The following is a 14,759-nucleotide window of genomic DNA, read 5'->3' on the forward strand; positions in this document are numbered from 1 at the left end:
CGGCGAGGATCTCGATCAGCGCCAGGGGGTGCAGGCCGTGATACCGCCGGCGATACAGCACGTCCTGCGCATACCGTAGCCGACGTACTTCGTCTCGTCCCAGCATGTGTCCGCGGCGGCGGAGGTCGTGGGCAGCAGCTTGTCGAGCAGCCGGTCACCCAGCTTGCCAAGAGAACGGATCATGAAATCTCCTCTGTCGAGCCCCGTACAAGGTCATTGACACGGTCATCGAGCACTGAGCACCTCGTCGTGCGCCGTCGTTGCGTCGCCGGAGTCGGTGATCATTGCTTGTTGGCGCCTGCAACCTACGCCGGACCAAGATCAGAGAATAATGATGAAAATCATCATATCAAATGATTCCGTTTTGATGATTTTTGCTGTTGACATAATCTTCTGACTGGTGTATATGGTCTGAAGTTTGGACGTTGTGGCGGCCTGAGGACCGGCCCGGTCTCGGCAGTTGGCGGGCCGGTTTGTCATCTGCGCCACATGCGCAAAGAAGGGCTGCTGGATACACCTGAGCCATCAGTTTTGAAGCCGCGTGGAAGCCGATCGGCCGTCCCCGATGAGTTTCGGCAATTATGTCCGTAAGGTGCGTGATTCTGCCCTTTTATCGCGAATAGAGTGTGTCGGCGCTCCGTTCCTAGGCGCAGTTGTATCGGCCGATCGGGTTCAGGGCGACGCCGGGTTTTCCTGAGTCGCGGGCCGGGAGCTTCCAGCGAGACGAGGCGGCATTACTTCGCGCTCTTGATTGATCGAGATGAGCCGTGCCGCCCAGCACACCATGACGCAGACTTACCCGCCCGTGCGTCAGGAGACGGAGCGGCGAAGTCGGCGAACCCCACACCGAGAGATCCCAACCCGAATATCCAAGCTCACCGGTACCGGTACCGGTGCGGAGCCCTCCGGGGCCCAGGCAAGTTCCCGTTTCGGCCGTTTCGCTGACGGAGCTTCGCGCACCGCCATGGCTGAATCAGCCGGTGGTCTCAGTTCTCGATCTCTACACCCGCCCGTATCTGCGAACTCGCAAACCGGGAGGAATCCCTAACTCGCCGGGGCCCTGGGTGCAAGCTGTAGAGCAGTGAGGTACAGCAACAGGGCCGCACAGTTTCTCACACCGACATCTGCTACCACATACGTGAACGGGGCGAGTGGCTCTCTACGTCATTAGTACGGCAGTCTCCATTCGTGAGCTGAGCTGTGGGTTTATGTCATAGCCTGACGGGCGCGTTTGTGGAACCAACGGGCCCGAGCTTGATGCCGGCGTCGCCAGATTGACCAGTGGGCGGCGTGCGGCAGCGAGGGTGTCGTCGCGGTCGCGGCGTTGAACAGGCGTTTGATCTCGGCAATCGTCACGGGGATCATGCCGGGGTCGGCGGGTGGCGGCTGATCGGGCCTGATGGGCGGTGGGGCCTGGGTGTCGGTGCGGCGCCGGGCGGCCGCGGCGCTGGCCGCGCAGATGGCCAGGGCGGCCATGACGAGCACGATGTGCCGCAGAAACGCCTCGTACAGGCGTACCTGAGACTGGTCCAGGCCGAACAGGTCCTTGCCGAACTCGAAACACTCCTCCACCGGCCATCTCAGCCCCGTGGCGGTGATCAGAAGGGGCAGGGCGGCCGGTCGGCCGGCGGGCACGGAGCAGTAGTGGAAGGCCAGCTCGCAGGTCTTGCGGTGCTTGCGGATCAGTAGATAGTGGGTGGGGCTGGCGGTGGCGATCCAGGCCCCAGGCGTAGGCGCGTTCGCCCTTGGAGCCGTTCCCTGCCGAGCGGATGGTCCAGGCACGTTTCGGCTTGCAGTGCCGGGTTGTGGCCTGGGCGCAGGTCAAGGTGGTGCCGCCGCCCAAGGTCACCGTGAAGGAGGAGCGGACGCGCAGCACGTAGGCCTGCTCGTGCTGTTCGAGGAAGGCGCGTAGCTTGGTGCAGGCGCCGTACACCTCGTCGCCGGTCAGGAAGTCGAAGCGGACATCGTCGGTGTAGGCGTCGGTCAGCAGGCCGATGGCCAGTTCTCCCTTGGTGGCGAAGGCCAGGTCCAGGGGCGGCCCGGTGGTGACGGCCGTGACCGGATCAGTGATCTGCTCCGCCGGGATCCACTGCCGGGCGCCGATCAACGCGTGGCCGGTCCCGCCCTGGATGTAGGCCAGGTAGACGGTGTTGACGCCGTTGTCCACTCCGCCCGCGCAGCCCATGTACTGCCTTTTGACGCCCGAGGTGGCGGTCCCCTTTTTCTCCTGTCCGGACTCATCCAGCGCGCCGACGGCCAGGCTGCCGGGGCTGCCGGGGCTGGCGGCGGAGTCCAGGCGGGTGACGGCGAAACGGCGCACGACGCTCATCGCGCCGGCGGTGTCCCAGCGGGCTCGGTTCAGCAGCCGCTGGGTGGCGGCCGGAGTCCGGTCCCCGGCGTGCTCGGCGATCGTCCATCTGTTGCGTTTAGAACTCCTAGCAAAATGCGATCAGCGGGTGAGACGCCGCCAGCAGATGATTGCGAGGGCGAGGGGCAGGAAGGCCTCATGGATGTCGTCGCGGATCTCCCAGCGGATGCGCAGCCGACGGAACCAGTGCAGCAGTGCGATCGTCTGCTCGACCACCCAGCGGTGGACGCCGAGGCCGGAGCCGTGCGACGTGCCGCGGCAGGCCCGAAAGACGGCCGTGGACGGTCGTGTTCTAACTCGTAATGAAGGGGTTGGGGATTCGAATCCTCAAGGCGGCCTCCAGGTCAAAGGCGCTACGCGATCCTTGCCGGAGGCTTTTGCTGCCTGCTCATGGCTGGCTACGATTTGCTGGTAGGTCCCCATCTTCATGAGCAGAAAAGCCCCGCACGAGAGCGGGGCTTTCGTACATCTGGGGCGGAGAATTCTAGAGCTGATCGATTGACTTCACCAGATCGGCCTGAATCATCAGGATCAGCTCGCCATCTTCCTTGAAGGTGTAGCGGTCCTCGTCCTCATTGACCGTATCAGCCCATACAGTCCGTTCCCCATCCAACCCCTTGTTAATCACATACTTGTGCTTTCTGGCTATACGGATCGCACCTTCCTTGAAGAGCCACGGACGATCGCCACATAAGCACGTCCATGCATGGTGTGCGCGGCGTCGTAGGTAAACATGACCTTGAGGTAAGAGCGAGCAATGCTCAGAACCTGTGGATCGGCTCGGGGGCGTACCCTCCCGAGTGATCGATTCGAAGGTCACTGAGTAGGCCGACGTTGGCGCGTCGGCTGGGAGGGGAGCAATTGTCAAATCCTGTGAATCACCCGCAATCCACAGGATTTGACAATTGCTCACCGCTGTACGCAGTCCGGTTGCTGTGCGTAGTGAGCAGCGCTGACCGTTGTGTTTCTCGCGCGTTCTCAGGGATGGTCCTGCTTCAGCAGTGTTATGGCGTTTTCGCAGTGTTCAGCCCAGTATATGAGGCCGATTTCTGCGTAGAGGCGACCTGCCGAAGCATAAGAGGCGATCGCTTCCCCAGTCAGCTTGCGATGCTTCTCCATCCGGGCCGTACTCAAATACAGGTTGGCTTGACCGAGGCGATCGCCGATCTGGTCGTAGAGGTCGCGGGCGTCCTGGTAGTGCCCGGCCGCCTGCTTGTAGTCGCTGCGCATGCGGGCGACATCGCCCAGGCGCTTGATGGCGTTGGCTTGACCGAGCTCGGGGCGATGCCCAAGTCGACGCATCCGGGGGCGAAGAAGGCCTTGGCGGAGATCTGGAACGCCGAGGACAAGGATCACGCCCTGGCCGCGGCTCGGGCGTTCGAGGCGGCCTACGGTGCCAAGTTCGGCAAGGCCGTCGCGAAGGTGGTCGATGACCTGGACGAACTGCTGGCTTTCTACGACTTCCCGGCCGAGCACTGGATCCATCTGCGCACGACCAACCCGATCGAGTCGCCCTTCGCCACCGTCAGGCACCGGACCAAGATCATCAAGGGGCCCGGCTCACGGGCCGCAGGGTTGGCGATGGCGTTCAAGCTCATCGAGTCGGCACAGGCCCGCTGGCGTGCCGTGAACGCGCCCCACCTGGTCGCCCTCGTCCGGGCCGGCGCGACATTCACGGGCGGCAAACTCATCGAACGCCCCGACGACGACCAGGTTCCATCCGAAGCAGCCTAAATTCTTGATCCACAGGTCTTGACTATTGCTCCAGGGCCGCTCCAGGCGGTAGGAGATCGGTTGGCCACACGAAGGACGCAGCCACTGTGGCCGTGGTCTGTGCTGCAGTCGTGCGTCTGGGGTCCGGTAGGGGGTACCAGATGCCGGTCGTCTCAGGCACCGAAGGCCGGGTCGTGCGGCTCCCGGATTCCGTCCTCCAGGTCGGGACGGTGAAAGGGTACGCGGCCGCCGAGCATCCTCGGCCGCGCACCCGTCCGGTTCCACGGACTCACTCTCCACCAGCCATACCGCTCCCGGCCGACCCGGCGGCCTCCACGATCACCGTCCTGGGGTCGGCCGCGCCTTGGCCGTTCATCGATCAGCCACAGTGCTCCCAGCCGGACGCCCAGCGAATGCCTTCCGCAGAGCCACCCCACGAAATGCAGGTTTTCGCAGCGCTGATTTCGACCGGGCCGGCGTAGTAATAGTAGAAGCCAGCATCGGGGGCCGATTTGAGGTCGCTCTGCCGCTCGATATGCACTCGCAGGTCGTATCTCTTGGTCCCGGTCGGGTTCCTCACCCAGGTGACGGCGCAGTTGGACGACCCGTTGTAGAACAGGTAGATGTCGGCCACCGTGCCCAGGGCGTGGCGATCGATCTGGTAGTAACCGCTACCGCACGCCCCGCTCGGCGTCGTGGCCGCTTCGGCCGGAGCGGTCACGGACACCATTCCCGCGGCCATGACCAAACCGCTGAGCGCGAGGGCCATCGTTCGCTTTGACTTGCGCATGAGACTCCGTTTCGTGCATCCCTACCCGGGATCTTCCGTGGGCACGGTAGCAGCAACCAAGATCACCTGGCCATGGGCACTTGCGGCAGCCCGCTCGGTTGGGGGCGCCAATGAGCCGATCCCATCCTGATCTTGCTGGTTACAGGCTGGTTGCCTGCCACGCGGCGCGCTCGAGAACCAGAGAGAAGCTGCTGCCCTTCTACGACTTCCCGGCTGAGCACTGGGTGCATCTGCGCACCACGAACCCGATCGAGAGCACCTTCGCCACAGTCCGCCATCGGACCAAGGTCACCAAGGGGCCCGGCTCACGGGCCGCCGGCCTTGCGATGGCGTTCAAGCTCATCGAGTCCGCCCAGGCCCGCTGGCGCGCCGTCAACGCTCCCCACCTCGTCGCCCTCGTCCGCGTGGGCGCCACCTTCAAGAACGGCAAGCTGGTCGAGCGACCCGACGACCAACCTCAACAGGCAGCAGCCTAAAAGATCTCGATCCACAGGTCTTGACTATTGCTCGGTAAGAGCAGCCTCAGGAGGGATCTTCTCTGTCAGACTGCGCGCGAGGGCTGCCCCAACTCGCGAGCCATGCTTTCGTGGAACTCCCTTGAACGATCTTGAATGAGCTGCGGATCAAAAGGCCGAGGCTGTGTGTGCCAACGTGGTGACAGTAGCGCTGACAGCAACGTCCCCGTACCCGGGCTCACTTTGACCACCGTCTACCACCCTCTGACCACGGCATCCATGAGCCGAGCAGGGTGATCGCTCCGTCTGAAAAGCGGAAGGTCAGCAGCTCGACCCCGCTCCTGACCGCCAGCGTTGACCAGCAAGAATGCCCCGAAGCGATCATCGCTCCGGGGCGTTTTCGTTGTGTTGATGGCAACTCTGGATTGGGTTTAGGTGTCTACCTCGTAGCGGTACCAACGCCGCGGATCCCCGTCCTCGTGCAGCCACAGCGTCCCATCTCTGCCGATCTTCCCCCGTGCCCAGCCGGTCGGGTGTCGGTCGTCTGGTAGCAGCAGGTGCTCGCGTTCCGTCTCGGTGACGGCTCTGCCCTGTCGGCGGGCTCTGCGGATCTCCCAGCGGAATCCGCCGCTCGCTCGGTGCTGATCGAGGAAGGTGAGCTCAGAACCAGAGACGGCCAAGCCGCTGCATCGCGTGACGGGGTTCGGTGTGACGCTCCGGACGCCGTCAGCGTCGATCTCGATCAGCGGAAAGTCGGTGTAGGGGCACGCGTGGACCAAGTCACGGCCGACATTCAGCGCATAGCAGTCGCACCAGACGACGCCTGGAGTGTGGGACGGCGCCATCCAGGGCGGGCCGCCGTCGTTGTCCCAGCGCGCCAGGCCGATCATGAAACCGTAGGAGCGGGTGCCGTCCGGGTTGGTGGACCAGTAGTTCGACTCGTCGAAGTAGCTGGTCCAGATGTTGCCCTGGGCATCTGTCATGAGCTGCTTGATGCCGTCACCAGCGTAGAAGGCCGACCGGGTCTGGCCGCCTCCGTCGATGCCCACGGGCTCACAGCGAGCAGTGGCCAGCACGATGCCATCGCCGATGGTGTCGATGTGGGTGAACCATAGGCCGAGATCTGTCAGCGGAATCTCGCGGATCTCGACTCCGTCGCAGATGACGGCGGTCGCGTCGTAGCGTAGGGGGCGGCCGGAGCTCGGAGAAGTGTGGGATGGGGGTGAAGCCCTGGGCGGGGTCGGCAACCAGGGCGGCGAGCCGGCCGCGGTGGTCGATGGTCGAGGCCAGGACCTCATAACGGGCGTAGCGGTCGGGAAGCGTCGCGTGCAGCGCGAGCCGGCGGTCAGCGACCATGGGCCTTTCTCGTTGTCATCCATCGATGATCGCATACGAGGCAGCGCTGAGTCGTTGATGCGTGCGACTCCACACTCAAGGTCGAATACGTGCAATCGAGTCGATGTTCGAAAGCGCCGAACCTGTGGCCTGAGCAAGGCGAGGACCGTGTGATGAAGGTGCTGCTCCGCGGATCAGATGCTCAAGTGTCGTACGAGCCGTCCCATGGTTCGTAGAAGCCGAGGTTGTCCGGGTAGAGCTCGGCGTGTTCGGTGCCTTCGAAGGTCTCGATGACGAGGCCGAACAGCACGTCGTCGAACTCGTGGCGGAAGGGGCGGATGGCGATGTCGTCGAAGCGGTGGCCGGGGAGGGTATCGAGCCACTGCTTCAGTTGCTCTTGCGCCGCGTCGACGGCCGTTCGGTGGTTGTCGTCGGTTCCGGTGCGCTCGATGCGGGAGTCGAGGTGGTGGCCGGCGGTGTCGAAGGTGTGCAGAACGGCGTACCAGCGTTTGTGTGCGGGCCAGTCGTCGGTGATCGTGTAACCCTCTGGGAAGGCGGCGACGACGGAGCTGAGGAACTGGCCGCCGTCCCAGTGGCCGATGGTGCCGGTGTGGTAGTCGGGTTCGTACTCGATGGGGATGATCTCGGGGACTGTCATGCGCGGGAGAGTAGCGATCGGGTACGACAATGCCTCTGCACTGCGCGTGATCTTGCTAACGGAAGTGCTAACACCGTCCCTGGACGCGAGTGGACATCCACAGAAGACGATCAAGTGTGAGATGGCTCTGAGCAGGGTTTTCTGACACCTGTGGACGTCGGTGGACGTTCTCGAACCGGCTACGGATCAGAAGGTTGGGTATGGCTCACCGGCTCCCAGCCTTGCCTGCACATCGAGACCGCAACGGCAATCCGGAATCACGACCCGCATAACGGTTTGGGCTATTGGCCTGACCGATACGGCAGCTGAGCTGCATAAATATCACCACTAGCCGGACTTGTCATGAAAATAGCGCAAATGACGGGTTGACTGCCGATCTTTTGCGGTTCAAGACTTCTTCCAATCGCGCGCCTGGACCGGGCTGACCCCCTACCCGGTGGGCGCGCCAGATGGAGGATTTCTTGACCAGGAACACCCAACATGGCAAGAGAGTCCGCCGCACCGCGGCTGCGCTCGCCCTACCCCTGGCACTCGCGCTGAACATCGTCCCAGCACTCGCCAGCCCGTCCCCCGACGAGGTCGTCCCCGATCGGCAGCCGAGCAACGTCCAGAACGGCGTCGCGCTGCTGCGGATCGTCGTACCGGATCAGGACGGGGTCGACCGCCTCAACTCCATGGGCGTCGACCTCGCCGAGTACAAGAAGCCCGTCGACGACGGCATCGAGGTGCATGCCGTCCTCAGCCCCGAGGAGGCCCAGGAGCTTCGCGAGCAGGGCTTCGACGTACGCGACTCGATCTCCGATCAGAGCGACTTCGCCGCGAACCAGGCCGAGCGGCGGGTGGCCATGGCCGCCGCGGCCGCGGCAGCGGCGGAGACCGACACCCTGACCCCGCTGCGCGCCGAGTGGTTCACCAGCCTCGAGGGCCAGCGTTTCCTCTCCATCGAGGTGAAGTCGAGCGCCACCGACGCGCAGACGGTGCTGACCGCCAGCTGGGACAGCGGACCCAACACCGCCTCCGGCTCCGGCGGCACGGCGACGATGTCGCGCTTCACCGACGCCGGGCAGTACATGTACCACCGGTTCGGCTCGCCGCTCGCCATCAACGAGGCCCCGACCTCGGTCACCATCACGAGCAATCGCGGTGGTTCGGTGACGGTCCCGGTGACCAAGTGGCTGGGCGGGACGCGCAAGGCGCCCACGCACTACGTCTCCGACTTCATCGACCACTACATGGACCCGACCGAGGTCACCGAGCGGGTCACCTCGCTGGCCGCGGAGTTCCCCAAGATCTCCCAGATCATCGACCTGCCCAACAAGACGAACGGCTACCGGCGTCAGGCGCAGGCCCAGTTCGGCACCGTCCAGGCGAGCACCCTGTACGTGACCTCCAAGGCGTACGGCAGCGAGGGCGGCAACGACATCACCGTCGCGCTGGTGAAGCCCGCAACCGCCTCGGCCCCGCTTTCGGTCGCGGTCAACGGTAAGGACGTCGTGGTCAACCTGGCCACGAACGCATCCGGCGCGATCACCAGCACGGCCGCCCAGGTGGGCGCCGCACTCAACGGGAACTCCGCGGCGTCGGCGCTGCTGACGGCCAACACCTACCGGGGTAACGCCGGCACCGGTGTGGTGGCCGCCGCGGCGGCGACGAAGCTGACCGACTACCTGAAGGCCCCGGCGAACATCAAGCGCGAGCCCTTCCAGATGAAGGCGTTGCGTATCGGCAAGAGCCGGGACGGCTCGAAGGTCGGTGTGTTCCTCTACTGCCAGGAGCACGCCCGCGAGTGGGTGACCCCGCTCACCTGTGTGGAGACCGCCGAGCGGCTGCTGCGCAACTACGCGAAGGACGCGACCACCAAGAAGCTGGTCGACAACCTCGACATCTTCATCATGCCCACGGTCAACCCCGACGGTGCGCACTACTCGATGTACGACTACAACATGCAGCGCAAGACCATGGTCAACTACTGCGCTGCCAACGCGGCGGACCCCGCGAACCGCAACTCCTGGGGTGTGGACCTGAACCGGAACTTCTCGGTCGGCTCCATCTTCGACGGGTACAGCGGCGCCTCGTCGAGCTGCACCGGCGAGACCTACGCCGGTCCCGGCAAGCTCTCCGAGCCGGAGGCGCGTAACGAGGTCTGGCTGACCCAGCAGTTCCCGAACATCAAGTTCGCGATGAACACGCACTCCTACGGCGGCTACTTCATGTGGCCTCCGGGAGCGTATAAGTCCGCCGGTCGCGAGCTGCTGCCGCGGGTGGACTTCGGCACGGAGAACTTCTTCTGGGACGCCTCCAGCTACATCCTCTCCGCTGTCCAGGAGCACCGCGGCACGGCGATCTGGCCGGGCCGCACCGGCCCGATCCCCGACGTGCTGTACTCCGCGGCCGGTAACAGCGCGGACGAGCACTGGTACAACCGGGGCATCGTCGGCTGGGACTTCGAGGTCGGCGCGGACATCTACGACCCGAAGACCAAGCGGTTCACCGCGGTCGGCTTCCAGCCGCCGTTCCGCGAGGGCCACGAGGAGGCCATGGAGTTCTCCACCGGCCAGATCGCGATCCTCGAGGTGGCCCAGGCCTTCAACAAGGACCACCAGCGGCCCGAGTCGACCCTGAAGATCACCGGCCAGACCGACACCAGGACCACGTTCACGTTCGAGATCGACGAGCCGGCGAACGTCTACTACACGCTGGACGGCAGCCGGCCGACGCTCAACTCGCCGAAGCTGACCACGGCCAGCATGCGTGAGGGCGCGGCCCAGATCACGGTGGACAAGACCACCACGGTCAACTGGTTCGCGGTGGACATCGCGGGCAATGTCGAGAAGAACTACAAGCCGGACGGTAACGGCAAGAACTACAACAAGGCGATCGTGAAGGTCGGCAAGGACTGATCTCCGGATCCCCGACACGAGTCGGCCGCCGGTCCTCGGACCGGCGGCCGATTCTTCTCCCCCCATCGACCTCACCGGCCGGACCGCCGGTCGTGGCTCCACCGGAGGATCCCCTGCGGACTCACACCCACGCGCACGCCCACACCCATGGCGAGGGCGGCGTACTCGCCACCAAGCCCGCCGGCCGCCGCGTGCTGATCGTGCTCACCCTGGTGCTCGCACCGCTCGCACTGGCGACCGTGGTCGGCATGGCGGTGCTCTGGCCCGAGCGGGCGGGTCACCCGGCCTCCGGCACCGCCAGCGCGTTACCCGCCCGAGAGCTCACCCATCCGGAGGCGACGGTACTGACCGTCAGCCCGTACGAGTGCCCGGCCATCAATCAGCGCCCCGGCCCCACCGGCCCGCCACGGACGGTGACCTGCGCCAACGTGGAGGCCCGGCTCGAGACCGGGCGGGAAAAGGGCGAGCTCGTCACCGTCGACGTGGCCGCCGAGAGTTACCGGGCCGGCCTGCAGGCGGGCGACCGGATCAGACTGGTCCGCGTCTTCAACCATCTGGCGGGTCCGCCGACCTATGGCTTCTTCGATCACGCGCGCCAGACACCGATCGGCGTGCTGGCCATCGCGTTCGCGGTCGTGGTCGTCGCGGTGGCCCGGCTCCGCGGGCTGGCGGCCCTGCTCGGCCTGGGTTTGGCCTTCCTGGTGCTCATCAAGTTCATGCTGCCCGCGCTGCTCGCGGGTGAGTCTCCGCTGCTGGTCGGGCTGGTCGGCTCCTCGGCCATCATGTTCGTCGTGCTCTACCTCGCGCACGGCTTCTCGGCCCGGACCACCACCGCCCTGGCCGGTACCTTGTTCGGGCTGCTTGCCACGGCCGGGCTCGGCACCTGGGCGGTGAACGCGGTGCACCTGACCGGGCTCGCCGACGGCGACGGGGTCACGCTCACCGCGCTCAACGGCCGGGTCGATCTGCCCGGGCTCGTCCTGTGCGGCATCATCGTGGCCGGACTCGGCGTCCTCAACGACGTGACGATCACGCAGTCCTCCGCTGTGTGGGAGTTGCACGAGCTGTCGCCGAACCGCTCGGCCCGCGAGCTGTTCAGCAGCGCGATGCGCATCGGTCGCGACCACATCGCGTCCACCGTGTACACGATCACGTTCGCCTACGCCGGCGCCGCGCTGCCGATCCTGCTGCTGGTCGACACCTACGGCCGGCCGCTACTCGACGTGGTCGGCAGCGAGGGGGTGGCTGAGGAGGTGGTGCGTACCCTGGTCGGCTCCATCGGCCTCGTGCTGGCCATCCCGCTCACCACCGCGATCGCGGTGCTGGTGGTGAGGTCGGCCGCCGCACGAGAAAGGGACCAGCCGAGCCCGTCCGAGGATCCGGCCTGATCACGGCGGAGAGTGGCCGGCTCCCGCGGGCCAATAAAGGTCTCGTGGTAAACAGACCACTTTAGTCGCTTTAGATGACTAAATCCACTCTTGACCGTTTTATTACCAGTTTATACGATCTAGATCATCTTTCTCCGGCGCCACTGTGGCGTCGTTTCCGAGGGCGCCCTATCTCCTGCCCCGGGAGATGGGACGTCCCTGCCCCCCTTTTGAGGAGACGCATGCTGCAAGGCAGCGCGAAGTACAGGAGACCCGTATCCGGGAAAGTGGCAGGTGTGGCGGCTCTGGCGATGGCCGCGCTGATGCTGCCGCTGAGCCCGGCCGCGAACGCGGACCCGCGCCCGGCGCAATGCAACACCGATTCGAACGCCCACCTCGACTCCGTTCCGAGCCCCGAGAAGTTCTTCGGCTTCCCGCTCGGTAAGGGCCAGTCCCGCCTGGTCACCACGGAGGAGATCAACCAGTACGTCAAGGCCGTGGGGCGTGCGTCCGACCGCGTGGTCACCGGCACGATGGCGCACAGCGTCTCCGGCCAGGAACTGCCCTACGCCATCGTCTCCAACCAGCACCACATGGTGCCGGGACAGCTCAAGAAGATCGCCTCGCAGATCCGCGAACTGCGTGATCCCCGGTCGCTCCGGGCGGACAAGGCGGCGCGGTATGCCGAGGACTCCCCCGCCATCGTGTGGGTGGCGGGGAACGTGCACGGCGGCGAGAAGAGCGGCGCCGACGCCGCGCTCAGGACCCTGTACGAGCTGGCCAGCGGCCTGTCCTGCGACGTGGCGAACCGTAACGACAACCTCGTCACGGTCATCGTGCCGACCCAGAACCCGGACGGCCGCGACGCGAACCGCCGGCAGAACAACTACGGCTTCGACCTCAACCGTGACTGGTTCGCCCGCACCCAGACGGAGACCGACGGCAAGATCGCGATGATGCGGGACTACCCGCCGCAGGTCTTCGTCGACGCCCACGAGATGAGCGGACGCCAGTACTTCTTCCCGCCGAACGCCGACCCGATCCACCATGAGATCGCCGACCAGCCGGTGGACTGGATCAACCGCATCGGCGCGGCCAACGGTGAGGGCTTCGGCTACAACGGGGCCTGCCGTACCGGCGTCACCCAGGAGTGCTACTTCAACTACTCGACCTACGACCTGTTCTTCATGGGGTACGGCGACACGGTGCCGGCCGCCGGCTTCGGTGCCGCCGGCATGACCTATGAGAAGGGGAGCTCCTCGTCGGTCGAGGACCGGGTGCAGCAGCAGTTCAACACCCAGTGGGCCACCACCGGCTGGGCCGCCGCCAACAAGCGCGAGATCCTGGACGGCTACTACAAGATCTGGCAGACGGCGATCGCCGAGGGCACGGCCGGTGCGCTGCAGCCCAACGAGGTCGTGCAGCCGACCAACACCGTCCAGTTCCCGGTGCCCGACACCAAGATCCGGTCGTACTTCCTGATGCCGGACCGTCAGCTCGGTGACGTGCGCGGGCTGGTCGAGCGGCTGCGCAGCATGGACGTCGAGGTCTACCGGCTCAAAGAAGCGGTGACGGTGTCGGACGCGCGGATCTTCGGCGGCCGCGCCGCCAAGGACCTCAAGGTTCCGGCCGGGGCGTACTGGATTCCGATGAACCAGCCGCAGAAGCACTGGATCCAGGCGCTGATCGGCGAGGACCCCCACGTTCCTTTCCCCTACTTCTACGACGTCTCCTCCTGGAGCAACCCGCTGCTGATGGGCGTGGAGACCGTCTACACCGGTGACGCGCTGTCGCCGAAGGCCGAGCTGGTGAAGCGTATCGACGGCGGCGTCGACTCCTCGGCCCCCGCGAACGGCTCGTACTCCTACGCGCTGGACTCGGCCGCCGCCTCGGAGCTCACCTTCCGGCTCCTCGGTTCGGGTGTGTCCCTCACGCGTGACCTGGCCACGGGCGTGGTCAGTCTGCCGGCCGGCGCCCTGACCAAGGACGCGCTGGACAAGCTGGCCCGGCCGCTCGGCGTGAGCCTCGCGGGCAGTTCGAAGCCGGCCTCCGGCACCGCCCTGCGCATGCCCGAGGTCGGCCTGTTCGCCGGCACCGGCATCACGACGACCTCCGGGTCCTACGGCGAGGCGCGCTACGTGCTGGGTGACCGCTGGGGCCTCGACCTCAAGCCGGTGACCACCGCCGACATCAACGGCAACACTCCGGCGTTCACCGAGCGCACCGTGCTGATGGTCCCGGACGGCAGCAGCTCGAACGGTGGTCTGAACGCGCAGGGCCTGGCGAACCTGAAGTCGTGGGTGGCCGCGGGCGGAACGTACGTCGGACTGCGCAACGAGGGCACCCGCCTCGCGCGTACGGCGGGGCTGACCTCCACCACCGAGAAGACCAAGCCGACCGGCTACCAGGTCATCGGCTCGCACTTCCGGGTCGACGTGGCCGCCGACAACGCGGTGGCGCTCGGCCGTCCGGCGGAGGACTTCCAGTTCAACAACGGCGACCCGATCCTGAACCCGAGCCAGACGGGTGTGAACGTGCTCACCTACCCGTCGGACGACAGGTTCTGGTCCAACGGCCACACCGCCAAGGCCGACACGCTCAAGGGCACGGCCGCGCTCGTCGACGAGCCGACCGGTGCCGGTCACGCCGTGCTGTTCGCCTACAACCCGCTGTTCCGTGCCTACAACGAGAACGGCCTCCACCTGGTGGCGAACGCACTGCTCCACCCGGTGACGGCCGCGGCGCCGCAGCAGCGGATGGCGGCACCGCAGGGCGGCGCGGACGCGCTCCGTGCGGCGGCGGCCCAGGCTGAGGAGCCGGTCAACCTCGGCGGCGAGTGGCGGCCGATCACCATCGAGGTCGCGAGCGAGGACCTGGCGCGGACCGAGTCCGTGGTCGGTGGCTACACCGACTCGGCGAGCTCGGCCGTGGCCGACGGTTCGGGATACATCACGATCCCGAACCCGGAGGGTCTGGCGGTCGACGAGCACCCGTTCCTCCGCGAGCTGATCCATGACCTGCGCGGCGCGGACATCCCCCTGCGCTCCGTCGTGGGCTGATCCCTCTCCCCGCTGTTCCGCTAGAACGGGCTCCGGCCGGGCTGCGCCCCGGCCGGAGCCATTTGACAGGAAGCGCTTACCCCCCGGCCTTACGGGGGCCGCGGATCGGGGTCG

11 protein-coding genes and 3 pseudogenes are annotated in these 14,759 nt (G+C 65.9%); 5 read left to right on the forward strand and 9 right to left on the reverse strand.

Annotated features, from left to right (window positions below):
- Positions 1 to 15 precede the first annotated feature (15 nt).
- The 6 genes and pseudogenes from ACIN94_RS10345 to ACIN94_RS10370 all read right to left on the reverse strand — a co-directional run bounded on the left by ACIN94_RS10345 (position 16) and on the right by ACIN94_RS10370 (position 3,598).
- On the reverse strand, positions 16 to 183 hold the full coding sequence (locus tag ACIN94_RS10345) for a hypothetical protein (protein ID WP_400702535.1): 168 nt from the start codon (positions 181 to 183) through the stop codon (positions 16 to 18).
- A gap of 1,023 nt (positions 184 to 1,206) precedes the next feature.
- Complete coding sequence (locus ACIN94_RS10350; RefSeq protein ID WP_400702538.1) at positions 1,207 to 1,782, reverse strand: hypothetical protein; 576 nt, start codon at positions 1,780 to 1,782, stop codon at positions 1,207 to 1,209.
- A 70-nt stretch (positions 1,783 to 1,852) separates the two neighbouring features.
- Positions 1,853 to 2,410 (reverse strand): annotated as a pseudogene (locus ACIN94_RS10355) (transposase); the annotation flags it as partial.
- A 39-nt stretch (positions 2,411 to 2,449) separates the two neighbouring features.
- Positions 2,450 to 2,632, reverse strand: a pseudogene (locus ACIN94_RS10360) (IS5/IS1182 family transposase); the annotation flags it as partial.
- Positions 2,633 to 2,852: 220 nt separating this feature from the next.
- Complete coding sequence (locus ACIN94_RS10365) at positions 2,853 to 2,996, reverse strand: hypothetical protein (RefSeq protein ID WP_400702541.1); 144 nt, start codon at positions 2,994 to 2,996, stop codon at positions 2,853 to 2,855.
- A 350-nt stretch (positions 2,997 to 3,346) separates the two neighbouring features.
- Positions 3,347 to 3,598, reverse strand: coding sequence for a hypothetical protein (locus ACIN94_RS10370; RefSeq protein WP_400702543.1), 252 nt, complete (start codon positions 3,596 to 3,598; stop codon positions 3,347 to 3,349).
- 45 nt (positions 3,599 to 3,643) lie between these two features.
- On the opposite strand from ACIN94_RS10370, the pseudogene ACIN94_RS10375 reads away from it, so the two are divergent.
- Positions 3,644 to 4,102 (forward strand): annotated as a pseudogene (locus ACIN94_RS10375) (transposase); the annotation flags it as partial.
- Positions 4,103 to 4,460: 358 nt separating this feature from the next.
- On the opposite strand, the gene ACIN94_RS10380 reads toward ACIN94_RS10375, so the two are convergent.
- The gene (locus ACIN94_RS10380) at positions 4,461 to 4,871 is read right to left on the reverse strand and encodes a hypothetical protein (RefSeq protein WP_400702546.1); all 411 of its coding nucleotides are present in this window, start codon (positions 4,869 to 4,871) and stop codon (positions 4,461 to 4,463) included.
- A 110-nt stretch (positions 4,872 to 4,981) separates the two neighbouring features.
- On the opposite strand from ACIN94_RS10380, the gene ACIN94_RS10385 reads away from it, so the two are divergent.
- Positions 4,982 to 5,347, forward strand: a complete 366-nt coding sequence (locus ACIN94_RS10385) for a transposase (RefSeq protein ID WP_400702549.1) — start codon at positions 4,982 to 4,984, stop codon at positions 5,345 to 5,347.
- Positions 5,348 to 5,757: 410 nt separating this feature from the next.
- Here the strand turns inward: ACIN94_RS10385 and ACIN94_RS10390 are convergent, their stop codons facing one another.
- Positions 5,758 to 6,624 (reverse strand): hypothetical protein, encoded by an 867-nt coding sequence (locus ACIN94_RS10390; RefSeq protein WP_400702551.1) that lies wholly within the window; start codon positions 6,622 to 6,624, stop codon positions 5,758 to 5,760.
- 239 nt (positions 6,625 to 6,863) lie between these two features.
- Positions 6,864 to 7,319 (reverse strand): hypothetical protein, encoded by a 456-nt coding sequence (locus tag ACIN94_RS10395; protein WP_400702554.1) that lies wholly within the window; start codon positions 7,317 to 7,319, stop codon positions 6,864 to 6,866.
- Between the two features lie 461 nt (positions 7,320 to 7,780).
- Between ACIN94_RS10395 and ACIN94_RS10400 the strand changes: the two genes are divergently transcribed.
- From ACIN94_RS10400 to ACIN94_RS10410, 3 genes are all read left to right on the forward strand, one after another.
- The gene (locus tag ACIN94_RS10400) at positions 7,781 to 10,219 is read left to right on the forward strand and encodes a M14 family zinc carboxypeptidase (RefSeq protein ID WP_400702557.1); all 2,439 of its coding nucleotides are present in this window, start codon (positions 7,781 to 7,783) and stop codon (positions 10,217 to 10,219) included.
- A 92-nt stretch (positions 10,220 to 10,311) separates the two neighbouring features.
- Positions 10,312 to 11,607: a YibE/F family protein gene (locus ACIN94_RS10405; RefSeq protein ID WP_400702560.1), complete on the forward strand. Its 1,296-nt coding sequence runs from the start codon at positions 10,312 to 10,314 to the stop codon at positions 11,605 to 11,607.
- Positions 11,608 to 11,882: 275 nt separating this feature from the next.
- A complete protein-coding gene (locus tag ACIN94_RS10410; RefSeq protein ID WP_400702563.1) occupies positions 11,883 to 14,645 on the forward strand; it encodes a M14 family zinc carboxypeptidase in 2,763 nt (920 codons plus the stop codon).
- The last annotated feature ends 114 nt before the right edge of the window (positions 14,646 to 14,759 follow it).

The sequence above is a fragment of the Streptosporangium sp. NPDC087985 genome, assembly GCF_044741965.1.
Lineage (GTDB): Bacteria > Actinomycetota > Actinomycetes > Streptosporangiales > Streptosporangiaceae > Streptosporangium.

Excerpts from the sequence above, each read along its gene's own strand:
- ACIN94_RS10345 (WP_400702535.1), bottom strand. The coding sequence starts at position 183 with ATGATCCGTTCTCTTGGCAAGCTGGGTGACCGGCTGCTCGACAAGCTG.
- ACIN94_RS10370 (WP_400702543.1), bottom strand. The coding sequence starts at position 3,598 with ATGCGCAGCGACTACAAGCAGGCGGCCGGGCACTACCAGGACGCCCGC.
- ACIN94_RS10380 (WP_400702546.1), bottom strand. The coding sequence starts at position 4,871 with ATGCGCAAGTCAAAGCGAACGATGGCCCTCGCGCTCAGCGGTTTGGTC.
- ACIN94_RS10385 (WP_400702549.1), top strand. The coding sequence starts at position 4,982 with ATGAGCCGATCCCATCCTGATCTTGCTGGTTACAGGCTGGTTGCCTGC.
- ACIN94_RS10390 (WP_400702551.1), bottom strand. The coding sequence starts at position 6,624 with ATGAGGTCCTGGCCTCGACCATCGACCACCGCGGCCGGCTCGCCGCCC.
- ACIN94_RS10395 (WP_400702554.1), bottom strand. The coding sequence starts at position 7,319 with ATGACAGTCCCCGAGATCATCCCCATCGAGTACGAACCCGACTACCAC.